This window comes from Pseudidiomarina terrestris (genome assembly GCF_030466405.1).
In the GTDB taxonomy this organism is placed as follows: Bacteria; Pseudomonadota; Gammaproteobacteria; order Enterobacterales; family Alteromonadaceae; genus Pseudidiomarina; species Pseudidiomarina terrestris.
Genome location: NZ_JAGGJF010000003.1, coordinates 384,631 through 399,325, shown reverse-complemented (window position 1 = coordinate 399,325; position 14,695 = coordinate 384,631). Strand labels below are relative to the sequence as shown.

Sequence of the window (14,695 nt, the reverse complement as noted above, 5' to 3'; positions counted from 1 at the left end):
CTGCTACTTTCGGCGGCTTCGTTGCCTGCCTCAAGCGTGGAGCGCATTTTAGAGATTTAAGTCGCCACGTCAAGCGCCTAAATCAAGTTTTTGCATGTTTTTATGCTGACTGCTGGTTTGTTGTTCAATGCGCATAAAAAAAGCCCGCACAAAGCGAGCTTTTTAACCGGTTGTTAGTTCTTAGGTTGGCTTATTTCTTTGGACCGCCTTTACCACCACCTTTACCCGGTTTATCACCGCCAGTGTCACCACCGGTATCACCACCGCTTCCACCACAACCGTTAGCGGTCAGGTAATCGACGGCAGCTTTGGTTTGCACTAAACCGAAGCCGTAGGCGTTATCGCGTCCAGCAGCACCGAGGTCTTTCGCTGATGCCTGCAAGGCCGCACGAATATCATTGTTGGTGCAGCTGGTGTGATGCGACCATACTAATGCTGCAACACCTGCAACGTGCGGTGTCGCCATCGAAGTGCCATCAAAGAATGCCCAATCACTATCCACCACGCTTACTGTTGTGCTCGCGCCCAACTGTGAAAGTAGCGCCGCGCCGTCTGTATCTGAAATACCGACCGCCGGGATCGAGGCACTGTACTCACCAAGCGTACCTAACAGTGGACCAGGTTCATTGTTATACACAATAGCACCGACACCACCGCCTGCTTCACAGGCTTGTACTTTCTCAGTGAAGGAAATCGCACCACGTTCAATTAAGCACACCGCACCTGATGCACCTGCACAGGCTTGATCGCCAATTCCACAGTCCGTCAGGTTGCCGGTAGCTTCGGTACGCGCCGAACCATCCATACCATTTGCATCATAACCAGCACCCGCCACAGTTACCGCTACCTTTTCACCGGTACCACGAGGCACAGAAGAAAGTACAGCAACACCTGGACCCGCCAGTTCGACCTGGTCGGTTTGTTGTGAGAACGCAGCAATGGTTTCAGTGCTGTCAATTGCAGCAACAGAAACAACGGCATCGTAAGACGCAGGATAGGAGTGACGCGTATTGCCATCGTTACCAGCAGCAGCAATGCTCAGCACACCGGCATCGTTTAATTGACGGAAAGCACGTTCTTCCGTGCGGTTCGCCCGCGAACCACCCAGGCTCATATTGATCACTTGGGCACCTTCAGTTGCACATTGATCTGCTGCGGCAATAAGAGAGGATGAATAGCTCCAACCACTGGCACTGAAAACTTTAACAATATGTAAGTTCAGGTTAGCGTTTGGCAGCACACCTATCACACCATCACCATTGGCAAGTGCGGCAATGGTTCCGGCAACGTGAGTACCATGGCCATTCTCGTCGGTATACCAGTTACCCGAGCCACTATCGAAACGGCCGGTAACACCTGATGTTTGTAGATCCGGGTGACCTAGATCGTAGCCTGAGTCGATAATACAAACTTTTCGACTCCCGGCACCTGCATCAGAAACTAAGTCTGCTTGCACCTGAGCAATACCGTAAGGTGTGCCTGGCTCGTATTGCGAGCTTAACAATTGGCGAGGGCTATCTTCTTCAACCAGAACGATATTCGGATTGTTCCGCAGGCCATTCAATGCCGCGGCAGGAACACTCACTGCCATTGCGTCGAACTTAGCAAGATCGACGTGCTTGTTACCGCCAGCGCGAGTAACAGCTTTCTCTACATTAGCCTGACTGCCAGGTTTAAATTGGATAATGACACGCTCTTTGTCGTTACCTGCATGGGCAACAGCGCTACTTACCGCAAGGGCGAGAGCTGCTACGGCAAAACTACCGCGCTTTACAAAATGCTTAGACATGTTGTTCACCTTATTATTCTTGTTAGAAATCTTGTCGTTCAGCGCGCTTTTACTACTTTTTATCGTGCGCGCTTTAACAATATGAAACAATTGAGCTGGTTAAGCAATGCTCAGATGCAAGCTTTTTGTAAAGACAGGATGTGAGCAGCAAACTAGACTTTTACACGCCAGTGTTTACAATTCGGCCTCACTTAAAGCCATCGTAATCGCAAGGAATCTTCATGACACATTTAGCCGTACAGCCAGAAGACTATCAGCAGCAGTTAGCTGACAAGCAAGAACGCTTGCAAGGTATGTTGGCTCCTTATACTGACGCTGAGCTGGATGTGTTTGCGTCGCCGGCTTTGCATTACCGGATGCGTGCAGAGTTTCGCGTCTGGCATGAGGGCGATGACCTTTACTACATCATGTTCGATCCAGAAACCCGCGAAAAAATCCGCATGGACAGTTTTCCCGCCGGCAGCAAGCTTATCAATGCGCTGATGGCCGAACTGATAACACAAATCAAAGGCCAGCCTGTGCTTCGCACTAAGCTATTTCAGGTTGAGTTTCTTACCACCACCAGCGGACAGGCGTTAATTTCTCTGCTTTACCATCGTCAGCTTGACGAGGAGTGGGAACAAGCAGCACAACTGCTACGGCGGACTCTGCAAGGCCTTGCACAAGTGCATCTGATTGGTCGTGCGCGCAAGCAAAAGATCTGTATCGAACAGGACTGGGTGGTGGAAGAGCTGACCATCGCCGGCAGAGACTATCAATTCCAACAAATCGAGAATAGCTTTACGCAGCCAAATGCCGCAGTAAATGTGGCAATGGTGGAATGGGCGCTGGCAGCAACCCAAGCAACGGATCATGACCTGCTGGAACTGTATTGTGGTAACGGTAACTTCAGCTTACCTCTGGCGCGCAACTTTAACCGTGTCCTGGCGACCGAAATCAGTAAAGTTTCGGTGGCCTCAGCGCGCTACAACTGTGAACTGAATGCGATCGACAATGTCACCGTAGTGCGCATGTCTGCAGAAGATTTTAGTGCCGTTATGAAAGGTGAAAAAGACTCGCGGCGCGCGAAAGAAGCAGAACTGGAGAGTTTTGACTGCCGTACGGTACTGGTTGACCCACCACGCGCCGGACTTGATGCCGATACTGTTGAGCTGGTGCGAAACTATGAGAGGATTATTTACATCTCATGCAACCCAGAGACGTTGGTGGAAAACCTGGAGAGCCTATCGTCTACGCACAAGGTCGTGAAATGCGCTTTGTTCGACCAGTTTCCCTACACCCATCACGTTGAAGCGGGCGTTATTATTGAAAAGCGTTAGCGCGAAGACTTGAAGCCTGGCGGGTGAGCTTTAAGTTCACCCAATGTGCCAGCACGATTAAGGAGGCGCCGAGCAGAATAATGGCAGGCTCACCCACTTCACCAAGGCTGTCTTTATGCCAATAGATAAAACCACCGGCCACTAACAGCAACAGTGGGTACACCCGCAGATGTTGCCGCATGCCCATCAGCAAAGCCACCAGACCTAACACGATGCTGGTGCCCAGAATCACACGTTCGAGCAGCTCTTCACCAATGAATGAAAGACCAATCAACGACAGCATTGGCAGAATCACAGGCAGCAACAAGCAATGCAACGCGCACACGGCGGTTACCCACATACCTGTTCTGTCTAGTGATCGCTGTGTCATAACGAAGTGTCTTCAGCTGCTGTTTCGGATTAATGTTATATTATAACATCACGCTAGTTTCAGCAAGTGGCGGGGAAAAATCTTCTTAAGCGCGATCGATCGCGAACGGCAGTACCGTGCTGATCCTGGGGCTACCGAGATGAATCATTAACAGGCGGTCGAATCCCAGCGCAACACCTGCGCAGTCAGGTAGCCCCTGTTCTAACGCAGCCAGCAGCCGTGGGTCTGCCACTGCGTCATCACGTTGCAAGTGCTGACGTCGCAGCCGATCCTGCTGAAAGCGTTGTTGTTGTTCTGCAGCATCGGTCAGTTCCTGATACCCATTCGCCAGTTCAAGACCACCATAAAACAGTTCAAAACGATGGGCGGTACGCGGATCTTCTGCATTCAACTGCGCCAGCGCGGCTTGTGAAGCAGGGTAGTCAGTGACAAAGGTTGGCATTGCAGGGTCCAGCGCCGGCTCAATCACCATCGCCATCGCGATATCCAATAAGGTGTCGCGATCCTGTTCTTTGCTCACCAGATCAGTTAACTCGGGCCGTTCCGATAGCGCCTGCTGCAGGCGCGGAACCGCATCGTCAGCGAGCGGGTCCACACCCAGCTGCTGTATCATAAGTTCCTGATAGCCCACCTTTTGCGCGGGCGGTGCCGCGACCGTCTCCTGCAACAACTGTGAAATTTCATCCATGAGTTGTGCAGCGGTGAAACCAACCCGGTACCATTCGAGTAAGGTAAATTCAGGGTTATGCCGTGAACTTGTTTCGTCGTCGCGAAAAACTTTTCCTAACTGATAGATGCTACCACTACCTGCGGCGAGCAGCCGCTTCATGGCGTATTCAGGCGAGGTTTGCAGAAAGTAAGGTGTCGGCTCACCGCTGATGTGCGTGCGCAGATTCGTTAAATGCACGTCGGTGACACCATAATGAGCCAATACGGGAGTATCGACTTCAAGAACCTCACGGTGCGCGAAAAAGGTTCGAATTCGTGCTAATAATGCAGCGCGTTCACGCAGCACTGCCAACGTTGCCGAAGGCTGCCAGGCGTTTGAGCGCTGCATCACTTAGCTTAACGCTACTATTTCTGTACGCGCGAAACGTACTCACCGCTGCGTGTATCGACTTTTATCACTTCACCGATCTGCACAAACAATGGTACGCGCACAACTGCGCCAGTAGTCAGAGTCGCAGGTTTACCTCCAGTACCAGCAGTGTCACCTTTTAAGCCGGGATCTGTTTCTGTGATTTCCAGCTCGACAAAATTAGGTGGTGCGACTGAAATCGGGTTGCCGTTCCATAACGTTAGCGTACAAACGTCCTGCTCCACCAACCATTTCACTGCATCGCCGACAGCTTTTTCGTCTGCAGCGATTTGCTCGAAGGTTTCATTGTTCATGAAATGCCAGAACTCACCATCATTATAAAGGTAGGCAAGATCGACATCGATAACATCGGCACCTTCAACGCTGTCACCAGATTTGAACGTCTTCTCGACAACTTTGCCGCTAATCAACTTGCGGATTCTCACTCGGTTAAATGCCTGACCTTTGCCGGGCTTAACCATTTCGTTTTCCACGATGGCACAAGGCTCGCCATCTTGCATAATCTTCAATCCAGCCTTGAATTCGTTCGTGCTGTAGTTCGCCATAGTTTCCTCTTCATCCAACAGGTTTAGCGATTTCGCGCGCAATAATAAACCATAACAACTTTATTTTCAGGTAAAATAATACGTCTAACTAACGAATTTTAAGAGTGCTTTGTGACTGACACAGCTTCCATTGCGGTTCGCCCGGCCTGGCAACAGGCGCTTGCCCAGTCGATTCGCGACCCCAGACAACTTGCGGAAACACTAAGCCTGCCTGCGGATTGGGTGGCTGCACATAGCCCGGCACGGGAACTCTTTCCGTTGCAAGTTACCCGCCATTTCGTGAGCTTAATGACGCCGGGAGATTGCGATGACCCTTTGCTGCGGCAGGTCATGCCACACCAGGATGAATATAAAGAGGCTGCCGGTTTTACCACCGACCCTCTGGCTGAGCAGCAGAGTTCACAGCCAGGTCTGCTGCACAAGTATCGTTCGCGTGTTCTGGTCATCTTGCGTGGCGGCTGCGCAATTAATTGTCGCTATTGCTTTCGCCGTCATTTTCCCTATGCCGATCATCATTTCGGTCCACAGCAACGGGCGGAACTCATTAACTACATTCGTCAGGACGCTGCCATTAATGAAGTCATCGTCAGCGGCGGTGACCCACTGCTGGCAACGGATGAGCAGTTCACCCGATTGCTGGACGAGCTGGAGCAGCTACCGCAGTTGCTACGCATACGTATCCATTCACGCTTACCCGTAGTGCTGCCCGAACGCTTAACTGATGCGTTGGCGCAACGACTGGCCGCTAGTCGCCTGCAAGCGATTTTGGTGATTCATGCCAACCACCCGAGGGAAATCGCCCCGCAGCTGCAGGAACGTTTACAGGCCTGGGTGAATGCTGGCATTACCGTGCTCAATCAGAGTGTGTTGTTGCGCGACATCAATGATGATGCCGCAACTCTGGCAGAACTGAGTGAACGCTTATTTGCTGCGCGCGTGCTGCCGTACTATCTGCACCAACTCGACAAAGTAAAAGGCGCCAGCCACTTTGCCGTGACTGACGCCCATGCCTGCGCAATTGCAGCGCAACTGCGTGCATTGTTACCAGGTTTCCTGGTGCCGCGGCTGGTCCGTGAAATCGCAGGCGAGCCAAGCAAAACACCACTGGAACTGACCCTGGTTTAATTAGCGAACATCAAACTGCCGTTGCACCCACTCGGTCATCAGGCGTTTTTCGCGATACAGGTTATCGTTACTGGTACCGTGTATGCTACGCAGGGTCGATGAACCATCACCTAAGTCCTTAAGGCGCACATCCTCATTCGAGGAAATCACCTCACCATTGGCATCAGTGTAGCTATACGAAAAACTCATGGTGGGGAACGACAAGCTGTCAAGAACCCTTACATGCCCACTACCGCCGACACCATAAGTCGGTTCGATGCGACCAGCAAGATCCAAGTCGGTCATGGTAATCGCCAACTTATGATCCTCTGGCAGCTTCTCACCAAGGTCCTGCCAGTGCGCTGTCAGGCGCTCCATCACTCGTTTCTCAAAGCGTTCCTGAATGTCACTCACCGCTTCAATATCACGGTAATCATCAACGCCTTCCCACTTCACTTTCACTTCGGCAGCAAAAGCTGACGTCGTCAGCAGAGTCGCAACTAATGCAGTTGTGATTCGATTAAAGTTTTTCATCATGCACCTCCTAATTCCTGCTTCTACTATAAGATGCACGCAACGCTTTAGTTGTGACAATATGAATAAAGAAAGCTATCCGTCGCGACTTATGCTTGGTCATCGTGATGCGAATCTTGCTTGACTGTGACTGAAAATAAGTCAAAGCGACTCACATCTTGTACTTGTTCTTTTAATGCTTCTTCAAGATTGTCGATTTGAGCAAATGACTGACACAATTGATCAGCTTTTGCCTCAATCAGCTCAGCGCGCGACTCCATTTCCTGTTCAACTTTAGCACCAAAAGATTCCATACGTTTCTCAAATGCCTGGCTATCACCACCGGAAAATATCATTTCTTTGCCCACTGCAACGAGGATACTACCGATTGCTTTTTGCACCGTGTCTTCGACTGCAGCTTGAAGTTCTTGCTCAAATTCTTTACCCAAAAAGTTATCGCCTTCGATGCCGTTATGGTTTACGTAAATAACTTGGTCGCTAGCAAACTTGGCATCAACTTCGGCGCGAATCGTCGCTAGTTTTTCATTCAAATCGTCCGCGGCCGTATTCCCTTCCCCTAGCAACTCATTAAACGCCATATTGAAGCCATCAGATGCTAAATTTAAACCTTCAATAACGACCATTTTCACTTCTGGAACAACGTTATGAATCCGCGCTGAATATTCGGTAACGACTGCCTGTTGAGCTGGGCTAAGTTGTACCGCACTACCATCTATCCAGAGGCTTTTGTCGTTCTTTATTTCATATAACAAGGCTTCTTTTTGGTCAAAAAACTGAATCGAATCTTGTTGTATTTTAAGTCCGCCCTCAACTTCAGCGTTGCATGAGTTATGTGCATAAGCACTGGTGGTTGAAAGAAGTAACGCAGCTGCGATAAGAGTTTTCATGATTAATCCTTGGTTCTTGGTTACACGAATAGTGGTTGCAAAAACTAAAGCAATTCTAGTGCCAACAATATTTAATCATGTTAAATCAATAATTTAATGACAGGCTTACTCTTTGGGTCGGGACAAAAACTATGCTCATTAGTGCTTTTAACACTATTTTGGCGAGATTCAACACCCCCTTTCAAGTCAGCACTAGCACCCAAAGTTCAGACAATAAAAAACCTCGGCAATTTAAAACTGCCGAGGTTTTCGTGTTAACGCTAGATCAAGCGGGGGCTTACATCATGCCGCCCATTCCGCCCATGCCACCCATGTCAGGGGCTGGGGCTTCATCTTTTGGTAACTCTGCAACCATCGCTTCGGTGGTGATCATCAGAGCTGCAACAGATGCTGCGAACTGCAGCGCTGAACGGGTGACTTTGGTTGGATCCAGAATCCCCATTTCCAGCATGTCGCCGTAGGTGTCGTTACCGGCATTGTAACCGTAGTTGCCTTCACCGTTTTTCACGTTGTTGGCAACCACTGAACCTTCAGCACCAGCGTTCATTGCGATTTGACGTAATGGTGATTCCATTGCGCGCAATGCCAGCTTGATACCGACGTTCTGATCTTCGTTGTCACCGCGTAAGTCAGCCAGCATGCTCGCTGCACGTACCAGGGCAACACCACCGCCAGGAACCACGCCTTCTTCAACGGCTGCACGAGTCGCATGCAGAGCATCTTCAACGCGCGCTTTCTTCTCTTTCATTTCCATCTCAGTGGCAGCACCGACTTTGATGACGGCAACACCGCCAGCTAATTTAGCCAGACGTTCTTGCAGTTTCTCTTTGTCGTAATCTGAAGATGTTTCTTCGATTTGCTGTTTGATCTGAGTCACGCGGCCTTCGATGGCAGCTTCGTCGCCGTTACCGTCAACAATGGTGGTGTTATCTTTGTTGATAACAACACGCTTCGCGGTACCTAGGTCTTCTAACTGTGCTTTTTCCAGTTCCATGCCGATTTCTTCTGAAATCACAGTACCGCCGGTCAACACAGCGATGTCTTGTAACATAGCTTTGCGACGATCACCGAAACCAGGAGCTTTAACAGCTGACACTTTAACGATGCCGCGCATGTTGTTCACAACCAATGTTGCTAAGGCTTCACCTTCAACATCTTCAGCGATGATCAACAACGGCTTGCCAGATTTCGCCACGCCTTCAAGGGTAGGCAACAGCTCACGGATGTTTGAAATTTTCTTATCAACTAACAGGATATAGGGGCTATCGAGTTCGACAGTGCCGTTTTCCTGGTTGTTGATGAAGTATGGCGACAGGTAGCCACGGTCGAACTGCATACCTTCAACGACATCGAGTTCGTCGTGTAAAGCCTGGCCTTCTTCAACAGTGATAACGCCTTCGTTACCCACTTTTTCCATTGCGTTAGCAATGATTTCGCCGATGGTGCTATCTGCGTTTGCAGAAATAGTACCGACCTGAGCGATAGCTTTGTTGTTGTCGCAAGGCTGAGACAGCTTTTTCAGCTCTTCAACAGCGCTGATAACGGCTTTATCGATACCACGTTTCAGATCCATCGGGTTCATACCCGCAGCGACAGCTTTCAAGCCTTCGTTGACAATGGATTGCGCAAGTACAGTCGCGGTGGTCGTACCATCGCCCGCTTCGTCATTCGCTTTAGACGCAACTTCTTTGACCATCTGCGCGCCCATATTCTCGAACTTGTCTTCCAGCTCGATTTCTTTCGCTACTGACACACCATCTTTGGTGATGACAGGGGCGCCAAAGGATTTTTCTAAAACAACGTTACGGCCTTTTGGACCCAATGTGACTTTGACCGCGTCGGCGAGTACGTTCACGCCTTTCAGCATACGTTGGCGGGCAGTATTACCAAATTTGACTTCTTTAGCTGACATATTCGTTATCCTCTTTCGAAATTGTTTCCAGGGGAAGCTTAACCTTCAACGATCGCGAGAATATCTGCCTCGCTCATGATCAGGTACTCTTCGCCATCAATTTTCTGGGTTTTGACGCCATAGCCTTCATTGAACAACACGCTGTCGCCGACTTTTACGTCAAGCGCTTTCACGTCACCGTTGTCCAGAATACGACCGTTACCTACTGCAACGACTTCACCACGGGTTGATTTTTCCGCAGCTGAGCCGGTCAGTACGATACCGCCTGCTGACTTGGTTTCTGCTTCTGAACGTTTAATGATCACACGATCATGTAAAGGACGAAGTTTCATCTGTGATAACTCCTACACCTAGGTTGTGGATGGATAACTTACCCTTGTGATTCATCCCAAGGGCTGTTAAAAAGTTCGTGCCACAGTTATGGGGGGGCACAAGTCGGAACACAAGGCTTGAGACAAAATTTTTTTCCGATTTCCAAGCAAAAAAGAATAAAGGAATCGTTATGACTACATCCTTTCAAGTTGTCTTATGCAGCTGTCCCGATAAGGGCACGGCGAAAGCTATTGCAGAAAAGGTTTTGCGGGCACGCCTGGCAGCCTGTGTTAATATTGGCGCTCCTTCTACGTCAATCTACTGGTGGGACGATCATTTACACAGTGATGAAGAAGTGATGTTAGCGATAAAAACATCGCAGCAGCACCTCGAGGCGCTCATTGCTATGGTCGAAGCAGCACATCCTTATGATGTTGCAGAACTTATTGCGTTACCTGTCACTGCAGGTAGCGAAGCGTACTTAAGTTGGTTAAAAGAGGTAATAACCTGATGTCGCACAGCTGGATAGCGCTTATTTCTACCGCTCGTTTTTCTGCTTTCGCGTTATTCACGCTGCTTGCTTTGAGTTTGACGGCCGCGCCAAAGAGCGCCGCTGCACAGGACTTTGCCAACGATAGCTCAGACCCTTTTGCCCAATCCCAGTTTTTGCCCGTTGATGAGGCCTTTCAATTTGATTTTCGCCAGGATGGTAAGCGCCTGATCCTGCAATTTACTATTGCTGACGGCTACTACCTGTATCAACACCGCTTTAGCTTTGATCAGCAGGTGCCCCTAGCACAGCCGGTCGACTATCCAGCGGGCGAGTCTCATTATGATGAATTTTTCGGTGAGTCGATCATTTACCGACAGCAACTCACACTACCACTGGTATTGGCCAATACCTCTGCGGAGTCCTTCACTGTTACTTATCAGGGCTGCGCTGATGCTGGCCTGTGCTATCCGCCGACCAGTAAAACCTTGCCCTTGTCAGCAGTCACCGACTCGGTTGAACGCGCGATTCCTGATGCGACCTCGCAAACCGCTGATGCTGTCGCGATTAACGTTGAACAAGTGGCTGCCAATAGCCAGGAATTTAGCACCTCCGGACTATTCAATGAGTTAAATGAGCAACCCCTGCTTTGGCTGCTGGGCCTGTTCCTGCTTGCCGGACTTGGACTTGCGTTCACGCCCTGTGTCCTGCCCATGTATCCGATTCTGTCGACCATCATTATGGGCCCACAAAAGCGGCTTTCTACTCGCCGGGCGTTCACTTTATCCTTCGCCTATGTACAGGGTATGGCGGTTACCTATTCTTTGCTCGGGGTGGTGGTTGCCTTCGCTGGCCTGCGCTTTCAGGCAATGCTGCAGCATCCACTGGTACTCATTGTACTGGCGGTGCTTTTTGTCGCCTTGGCGCTTAGCATGCTCGGTGTGTACACCCTGCAACTGCCCGGCAGCTGGCAAAACTATCTGAACCAAATCAGTCAACGTCAGCGCGGTGGAGCGCATCGCAGTGTCTTCGTGATGGGCGCGCTGTCCGGCTTAATCGCGTCACCGTGTACCACAGCGCCGCTGTCGGGAGCACTGCTGTTTATTGCCCAGACGGGTGATTATGTCGTCGGCGCCAGTGTCCTGTATGCGCTAAGTATAGGCATGGGGATCCCCTTGATTCTGTTCGGCACCACAGGTGGCAAACTCTTGCCTAAAGCGGGGGCCTGGATGACCATCATCAAACGCGCCTTTGGCATCATTTTGCTTGCGGTGGCGGTACTCTTCATTGAACGTCTTCTGCCACTGCACCTTGCTGACTGGCTATGGGTCGTGTTCATTTCTCTGAGTGCGCTCTTTCTGATCGTGAGCACAGTGCGCGACAGTGACGGCTTGGCTGGTATTACCCTAAGTTCACTGTGGCTGGTGCTTGCCGCCTGGCTGCTGGTGCTCTGGTGGCCGCAAGGGGAGCACCAGCGGTTACCCTTTATCAGCGTCGACTCAGCCGCAACTATTGAGCAACAGGTGAGCAGCGCCAGCGAAGACCAGCTGGTGATGCTCGACCTTTATGCCGACTGGTGTGTCGCCTGTAAAGAATTCGAGCGCTATACCTTTAGTAATCCCCAGGTGCAGAACGCACTCGCCGATGCCATCTTGCTGCAAGCCGATGTGACAGCGAACTCAGCAGATAATAACGCAATTTTGCAGCGTTACCGGGTACTTGGCCTGCCCACAATACTGTTCTTTCGCAATGGTGAACTGTTACAAGGAGCACGGATTGCCGGCTATTTAGATGCGCAAGACTTCCTGAACCATCTGCAAGAGCTTGAGAAAGCTCAAGAGTTGCCGTGATCTTCGGTGATAAGACCAGTATTTTGCTGCGTTTTCACTTAGATTCACTATAATGCCAAGTTACCAGTAGAAAAAAGTTGCTGATCCGCAGAAGATCTCCTACTTTTTCAACAACCAGACAACTTCGCAACAGATCGCAGCAAAAATGGCAGAAAATACAAAAGATACCTACAGAATATTGCTGTTAAACGGGCCTAACCTGAACCTGCTTGGTCAGCGTGAACCAGAGCTTTATGGTTCAGAGACCCTTTCACACATTGAAGGCCGACTGCGCCACCACGCAGAAGCGGTGGGTGTTACGCTTGATTGCAGACAGTCCAACGCCGAGCATGAATTGCTGGAATGGATCCACGAAGCTGCAGGCAGCAAAGTTGATTTTATTATTATTAATCCCGCAGCTTTTACCCATACCAGTATTGCGCTGCGCGATGCATTAGCTGGCGTGAACCTCCCGTTTATTGAAGTGCATCTGTCTAATATTCATGCACGCGAGGCGTTCCGCCGTCACTCTTATCTTGCCGAATTAGCTGTTGGCGTTATCTGTGGTTTTGGTGCGCAAGGTTATGAACTTGCCTTACAAGCCGCAGTCTCAAACTTACAACAGCGTCAATCTAACTAACTTAATTTAGTATGGGGTCATAACAGATCATGGATATTCGTAAAATTAAAAAGCTGATCGAACTGGTCGAAGAATCAGGCATCGCCGAATTAGAAATTACAGAAGGCGAGGAATCAGTACGAATTCATCGTGGCGGCAGCCAACAAATGGCGGCACCGATGCACTATGCTGCACCAATGCCACAGCATGCTGCACCGGCGCCTGCCGCACCAGCTCCAGCAGCGCCTGCTGCCGAAGCTGCTGAGCCTGAAATTACCGGCCACATCGTGCGCTCTCCAATGGTAGGTACGTTTTACGCAGCACCGGCGCCTGGCGCCAGCGACTTCGTCTCCGTTGGCCAGCAGGTGAAAGCGGGTGAAACCCTTTGCATCGTTGAAGCAATGAAGATGATGAACCAAATCGAAGCTGATAAAGGCGGCGTGGTCAAGCAGATCCTGGTTGAAAACGGCGAACCAGTAGAATTCGATCAGCCATTATTCGTGATCGAGTAAATGCATCAATTCGGGATATCATCATGTTAGATAAGGTTGTCATTGCAAACCGTGGCGAAATTGCATTGCGCATATTGCGTGCGTGTAAAGAGCTCGGTATTAAAACCGTGGCGGTGCACTCCACTATTGATCGTAACCTCAAGCATGTATTGCTGGCTGACGAATCGATTTGTATCGGGAATGCCCCTGCCAACGAAAGTTATTTAAACATTCCTCGTATCATCAGCGCTGCTGAGATCACCGATGCCGCGGCTATCCACCCCGGTTATGGCTTTTTAGCCGAGAACGCTGATTTTGCAGAGCAGGTCGAGAATTCAGGCTTTATTTTTGTCGGTCCAACGGCGGATGTCATTCGCTTGATGGGCGACAAAGTTTCCGCCATTGAAGCGATGAAAAAAGCCGGTGTACCTTGTGTACCTGGCTCAGGCGGTCCCTTAGGTGACGATGAAGCGACCAACATGAAAGTCGCTAAGCGCATTGGTTATCCGGTGATCGTGAAAGCCGCCGGCGGTGGTGGTGGGCGTGGTATGCGCGTCGTTCGTAAAGAAGACGAACTGGTGCGCGCTATCAGCACCACCAAAGCTGAAGCCGGTGCCGCATTCGGCAATTCCATGGTGTACATGGAGAAGTTCCTGGAAAACCCTCGCCATATCGAAATTCAGGTATTGGCTGACGGTCAGGGCAATGCCGTTTACCTCGGGGAACGCGACTGCTCCATGCAGCGTCGTCACCAGAAAGTTGTTGAGGAAGCACCAGCGCCGGGCATCACCCCGGAGATGCGCAAGTTTATCGGCGAACGCTGTGCCAGAGCCTGTATCGAAATCGGTTACCGCGGTGCCGGTACCTTTGAGTTCCTGTATGAAAACGGTGAGTTCTATTTCATCGAAATGAATACCCGGATTCAGGTCGAACATCCGGTCACCGAAATGGTCACCGGTATTGACTTGATCAAAGAACAATTGCGGATCGCAGCGGGTCGCCCGATGTCATTCTCACAAGAAGACGTGGTCATTCGTGGTCATGCGGTAGAATGCCGTATCAATGCTGAAGACCCCGACACTTTTGTACCCTCACCTGGCTTGATCAACCGTTTCCATCCTCCGGGCGGTTTAGGGGTGCGCTGGGACTCACATGTCTATGCTGACTACCGGGTGCCGCCAAATTATGATTCGATGATCGGCAAACTCATCACTTATGGTGAGAATCGGGACGTTGCCATTGCGCGCATGCGTAATGCGTTGAGCGAACTTATCATTGAAGGTATCAAAACCAACGTGCCGCTGCAGAAAGACATTATGGCGGATGAGAACTTCCAGCATGGTGGAACGAACATCCACTATCTGGAGAAGAAACTTGGTATGGGTGGTCACTAAC

The 14,695-nt window shown here is 50.3% G+C and carries 15 protein-coding genes; 7 read left to right on the top strand and 8 right to left on the bottom strand.

Features of this window, described 5'->3' with window-relative positions; genetic code table 11:
* Positions 1-190 precede the first annotated feature (190 nt).
* Complete coding sequence (locus J6J34_RS08700) at positions 191-1,789, bottom strand: S8 family serine peptidase (protein WP_301721098.1); 1,599 nt, start codon at positions 1,787-1,789, stop codon at positions 191-193.
* Positions 1,790-2,010: 221 nt separating this feature from the next.
* On the opposite strand from J6J34_RS08700, the gene trmA reads away from it, so the two are divergent.
* The gene (trmA, locus tag J6J34_RS08695) at positions 2,011-3,108 is read left to right on the top strand and encodes a tRNA (uridine(54)-C5)-methyltransferase TrmA (RefSeq protein ID WP_301721099.1); all 1,098 of its coding nucleotides are present in this window, start codon (positions 2,011-2,013) and stop codon (positions 3,106-3,108) included.
* On the opposite strand, the gene J6J34_RS08690 is transcribed toward trmA, so the two are convergent.
* The 3 genes from J6J34_RS08690 to efp all read right to left on the bottom strand — a co-directional run bounded on the left by J6J34_RS08690 (position 3,092) and on the right by efp (position 5,122).
* Positions 3,092-3,448: a MerC domain-containing protein gene (locus tag J6J34_RS08690; protein ID WP_301898879.1), complete on the bottom strand. Its 357-nt coding sequence runs from the start codon at positions 3,446-3,448 to the stop codon at positions 3,092-3,094. The two genes, trmA and J6J34_RS08690, sit on opposite strands and share 17 nt — an antisense overlap.
* Positions 3,449-3,563: 115 nt before the next feature.
* Positions 3,564-4,535, bottom strand: coding sequence for an elongation factor P--(R)-beta-lysine ligase (gene epmA, locus J6J34_RS08685; protein ID WP_301721102.1), 972 nt, complete (start codon positions 4,533-4,535; stop codon positions 3,564-3,566).
* Positions 4,536-4,552: 17 nt separating this feature from the next.
* Positions 4,553-5,122 carry an elongation factor P gene (gene efp, locus J6J34_RS08680; RefSeq protein ID WP_301721104.1) on the bottom strand — a complete coding sequence of 190 codons (570 nt, stop codon included), beginning with the start codon at positions 5,120-5,122 and terminating at the stop codon, positions 4,553-4,555.
* 111 nt (positions 5,123-5,233) lie between these two features.
* Between efp and epmB the strand changes: the two genes are divergently transcribed.
* Positions 5,234-6,247, top strand: a complete 1,014-nt coding sequence (gene epmB / locus J6J34_RS08675) for an EF-P beta-lysylation protein EpmB (protein ID WP_301721105.1) — start codon at positions 5,234-5,236, stop codon at positions 6,245-6,247.
* On the opposite strand, the gene J6J34_RS08670 is transcribed toward epmB, so the two are convergent.
* The 4 genes from J6J34_RS08670 to J6J34_RS08655 form a co-directional block, all read right to left on the bottom strand.
* Positions 6,248-6,763 carry a DUF3016 domain-containing protein gene (locus J6J34_RS08670; protein WP_301721107.1) on the bottom strand — a complete coding sequence of 172 codons (516 nt, stop codon included), beginning with the start codon at positions 6,761-6,763 and terminating at the stop codon, positions 6,248-6,250.
* A gap of 86 nt (positions 6,764-6,849) precedes the next feature.
* Positions 6,850-7,647, bottom strand: a complete 798-nt coding sequence (locus J6J34_RS08665) for a DUF2884 family protein (protein WP_301775139.1) — start codon at positions 7,645-7,647, stop codon at positions 6,850-6,852.
* Between the two features lie 277 nt (positions 7,648-7,924).
* Positions 7,925-9,559 (bottom strand): chaperonin GroEL, encoded by a 1,635-nt coding sequence (gene groL, locus J6J34_RS08660; RefSeq protein ID WP_301721109.1) that lies wholly within the window; start codon positions 9,557-9,559, stop codon positions 7,925-7,927.
* 38 nt (positions 9,560-9,597) lie between these two features.
* Positions 9,598-9,891, bottom strand: a complete 294-nt coding sequence (locus tag J6J34_RS08655; RefSeq protein WP_301721110.1) for a co-chaperone GroES — start codon at positions 9,889-9,891, stop codon at positions 9,598-9,600.
* A 170-nt stretch (positions 9,892-10,061) separates the two neighbouring features.
* Between J6J34_RS08655 and cutA the strand changes: the two genes are divergently transcribed.
* From cutA to accC, 5 genes are all read left to right on the top strand, one after another.
* On the top strand, positions 10,062-10,382 hold the full coding sequence (cutA, locus tag J6J34_RS08650) for a divalent-cation tolerance protein CutA (RefSeq protein WP_301721111.1): 321 nt from the start codon (positions 10,062-10,064) through the stop codon (positions 10,380-10,382).
* A complete protein-coding gene (locus tag J6J34_RS08645; protein WP_301834390.1) occupies positions 10,382-12,211 on the top strand; it encodes a protein-disulfide reductase DsbD in 1,830 nt (609 codons plus the stop codon). The genes cutA and J6J34_RS08645 overlap by 1 nt, the downstream gene beginning before the upstream one ends.
* A gap of 145 nt (positions 12,212-12,356) precedes the next feature.
* Complete coding sequence (gene aroQ / locus J6J34_RS08640; protein WP_301721113.1) at positions 12,357-12,830, top strand: type II 3-dehydroquinate dehydratase; 474 nt, start codon at positions 12,357-12,359, stop codon at positions 12,828-12,830.
* A gap of 29 nt (positions 12,831-12,859) precedes the next feature.
* Positions 12,860-13,321, top strand: coding sequence for an acetyl-CoA carboxylase biotin carboxyl carrier protein (accB, locus tag J6J34_RS08635; RefSeq protein ID WP_301721114.1), 462 nt, complete (start codon positions 12,860-12,862; stop codon positions 13,319-13,321).
* A gap of 23 nt (positions 13,322-13,344) precedes the next feature.
* Entirely contained in the window at positions 13,345-14,694 is a 1,350-nt protein-coding gene (gene accC / locus J6J34_RS08630) for an acetyl-CoA carboxylase biotin carboxylase subunit (RefSeq protein WP_301721115.1), read from the top strand.
* The last annotated feature ends 1 nt before the right edge of the window (position 14,695 follow it).

Coding starts and splice junctions, on each gene's coding strand:
- aroQ (WP_301721113.1), top strand. CDS start 12,357: ATGGCAGAAAATACAAAAGATACCTACAGAATATTGCTGTTAAACGGG.
- cutA (WP_301721111.1), top strand. CDS start 10,062: ATGACTACATCCTTTCAAGTTGTCTTATGCAGCTGTCCCGATAAGGGC.
- J6J34_RS08665 (WP_301775139.1), bottom strand. CDS start 7,647: ATGAAAACTCTTATCGCAGCTGCGTTACTTCTTTCAACCACCAGTGCT.
- J6J34_RS08655 (WP_301721110.1), bottom strand. CDS start 9,891: ATGAAACTTCGTCCTTTACATGATCGTGTGATCATTAAACGTTCAGAA.
- groL (WP_301721109.1), bottom strand. CDS start 9,559: ATGTCAGCTAAAGAAGTCAAATTTGGTAATACTGCCCGCCAACGTATG.
- efp (WP_301721104.1), bottom strand. CDS start 5,122: ATGGCGAACTACAGCACGAACGAATTCAAGGCTGGATTGAAGATTATG.
- accC (WP_301721115.1), top strand. CDS start 13,345: ATGTTAGATAAGGTTGTCATTGCAAACCGTGGCGAAATTGCATTGCGC.
- J6J34_RS08645 (WP_301834390.1), top strand. CDS start 10,382: ATGTCGCACAGCTGGATAGCGCTTATTTCTACCGCTCGTTTTTCTGCT.
- J6J34_RS08700 (WP_301721098.1), bottom strand. CDS start 1,789: ATGTCTAAGCATTTTGTAAAGCGCGGTAGTTTTGCCGTAGCAGCTCTC.
- trmA (WP_301721099.1), top strand. CDS start 2,011: ATGACACATTTAGCCGTACAGCCAGAAGACTATCAGCAGCAGTTAGCT.
- J6J34_RS08670 (WP_301721107.1), bottom strand. CDS start 6,763: ATGATGAAAAACTTTAATCGAATCACAACTGCATTAGTTGCGACTCTG.
- epmA (WP_301721102.1), bottom strand. CDS start 4,535: ATGCAGCGCTCAAACGCCTGGCAGCCTTCGGCAACGTTGGCAGTGCTG.
- J6J34_RS08690 (WP_301898879.1), bottom strand. CDS start 3,448: ATGTGGGTAACCGCCGTGTGCGCGTTGCATTGCTTGTTGCTGCCTGTG.
- accB (WP_301721114.1), top strand. CDS start 12,860: ATGGATATTCGTAAAATTAAAAAGCTGATCGAACTGGTCGAAGAATCA.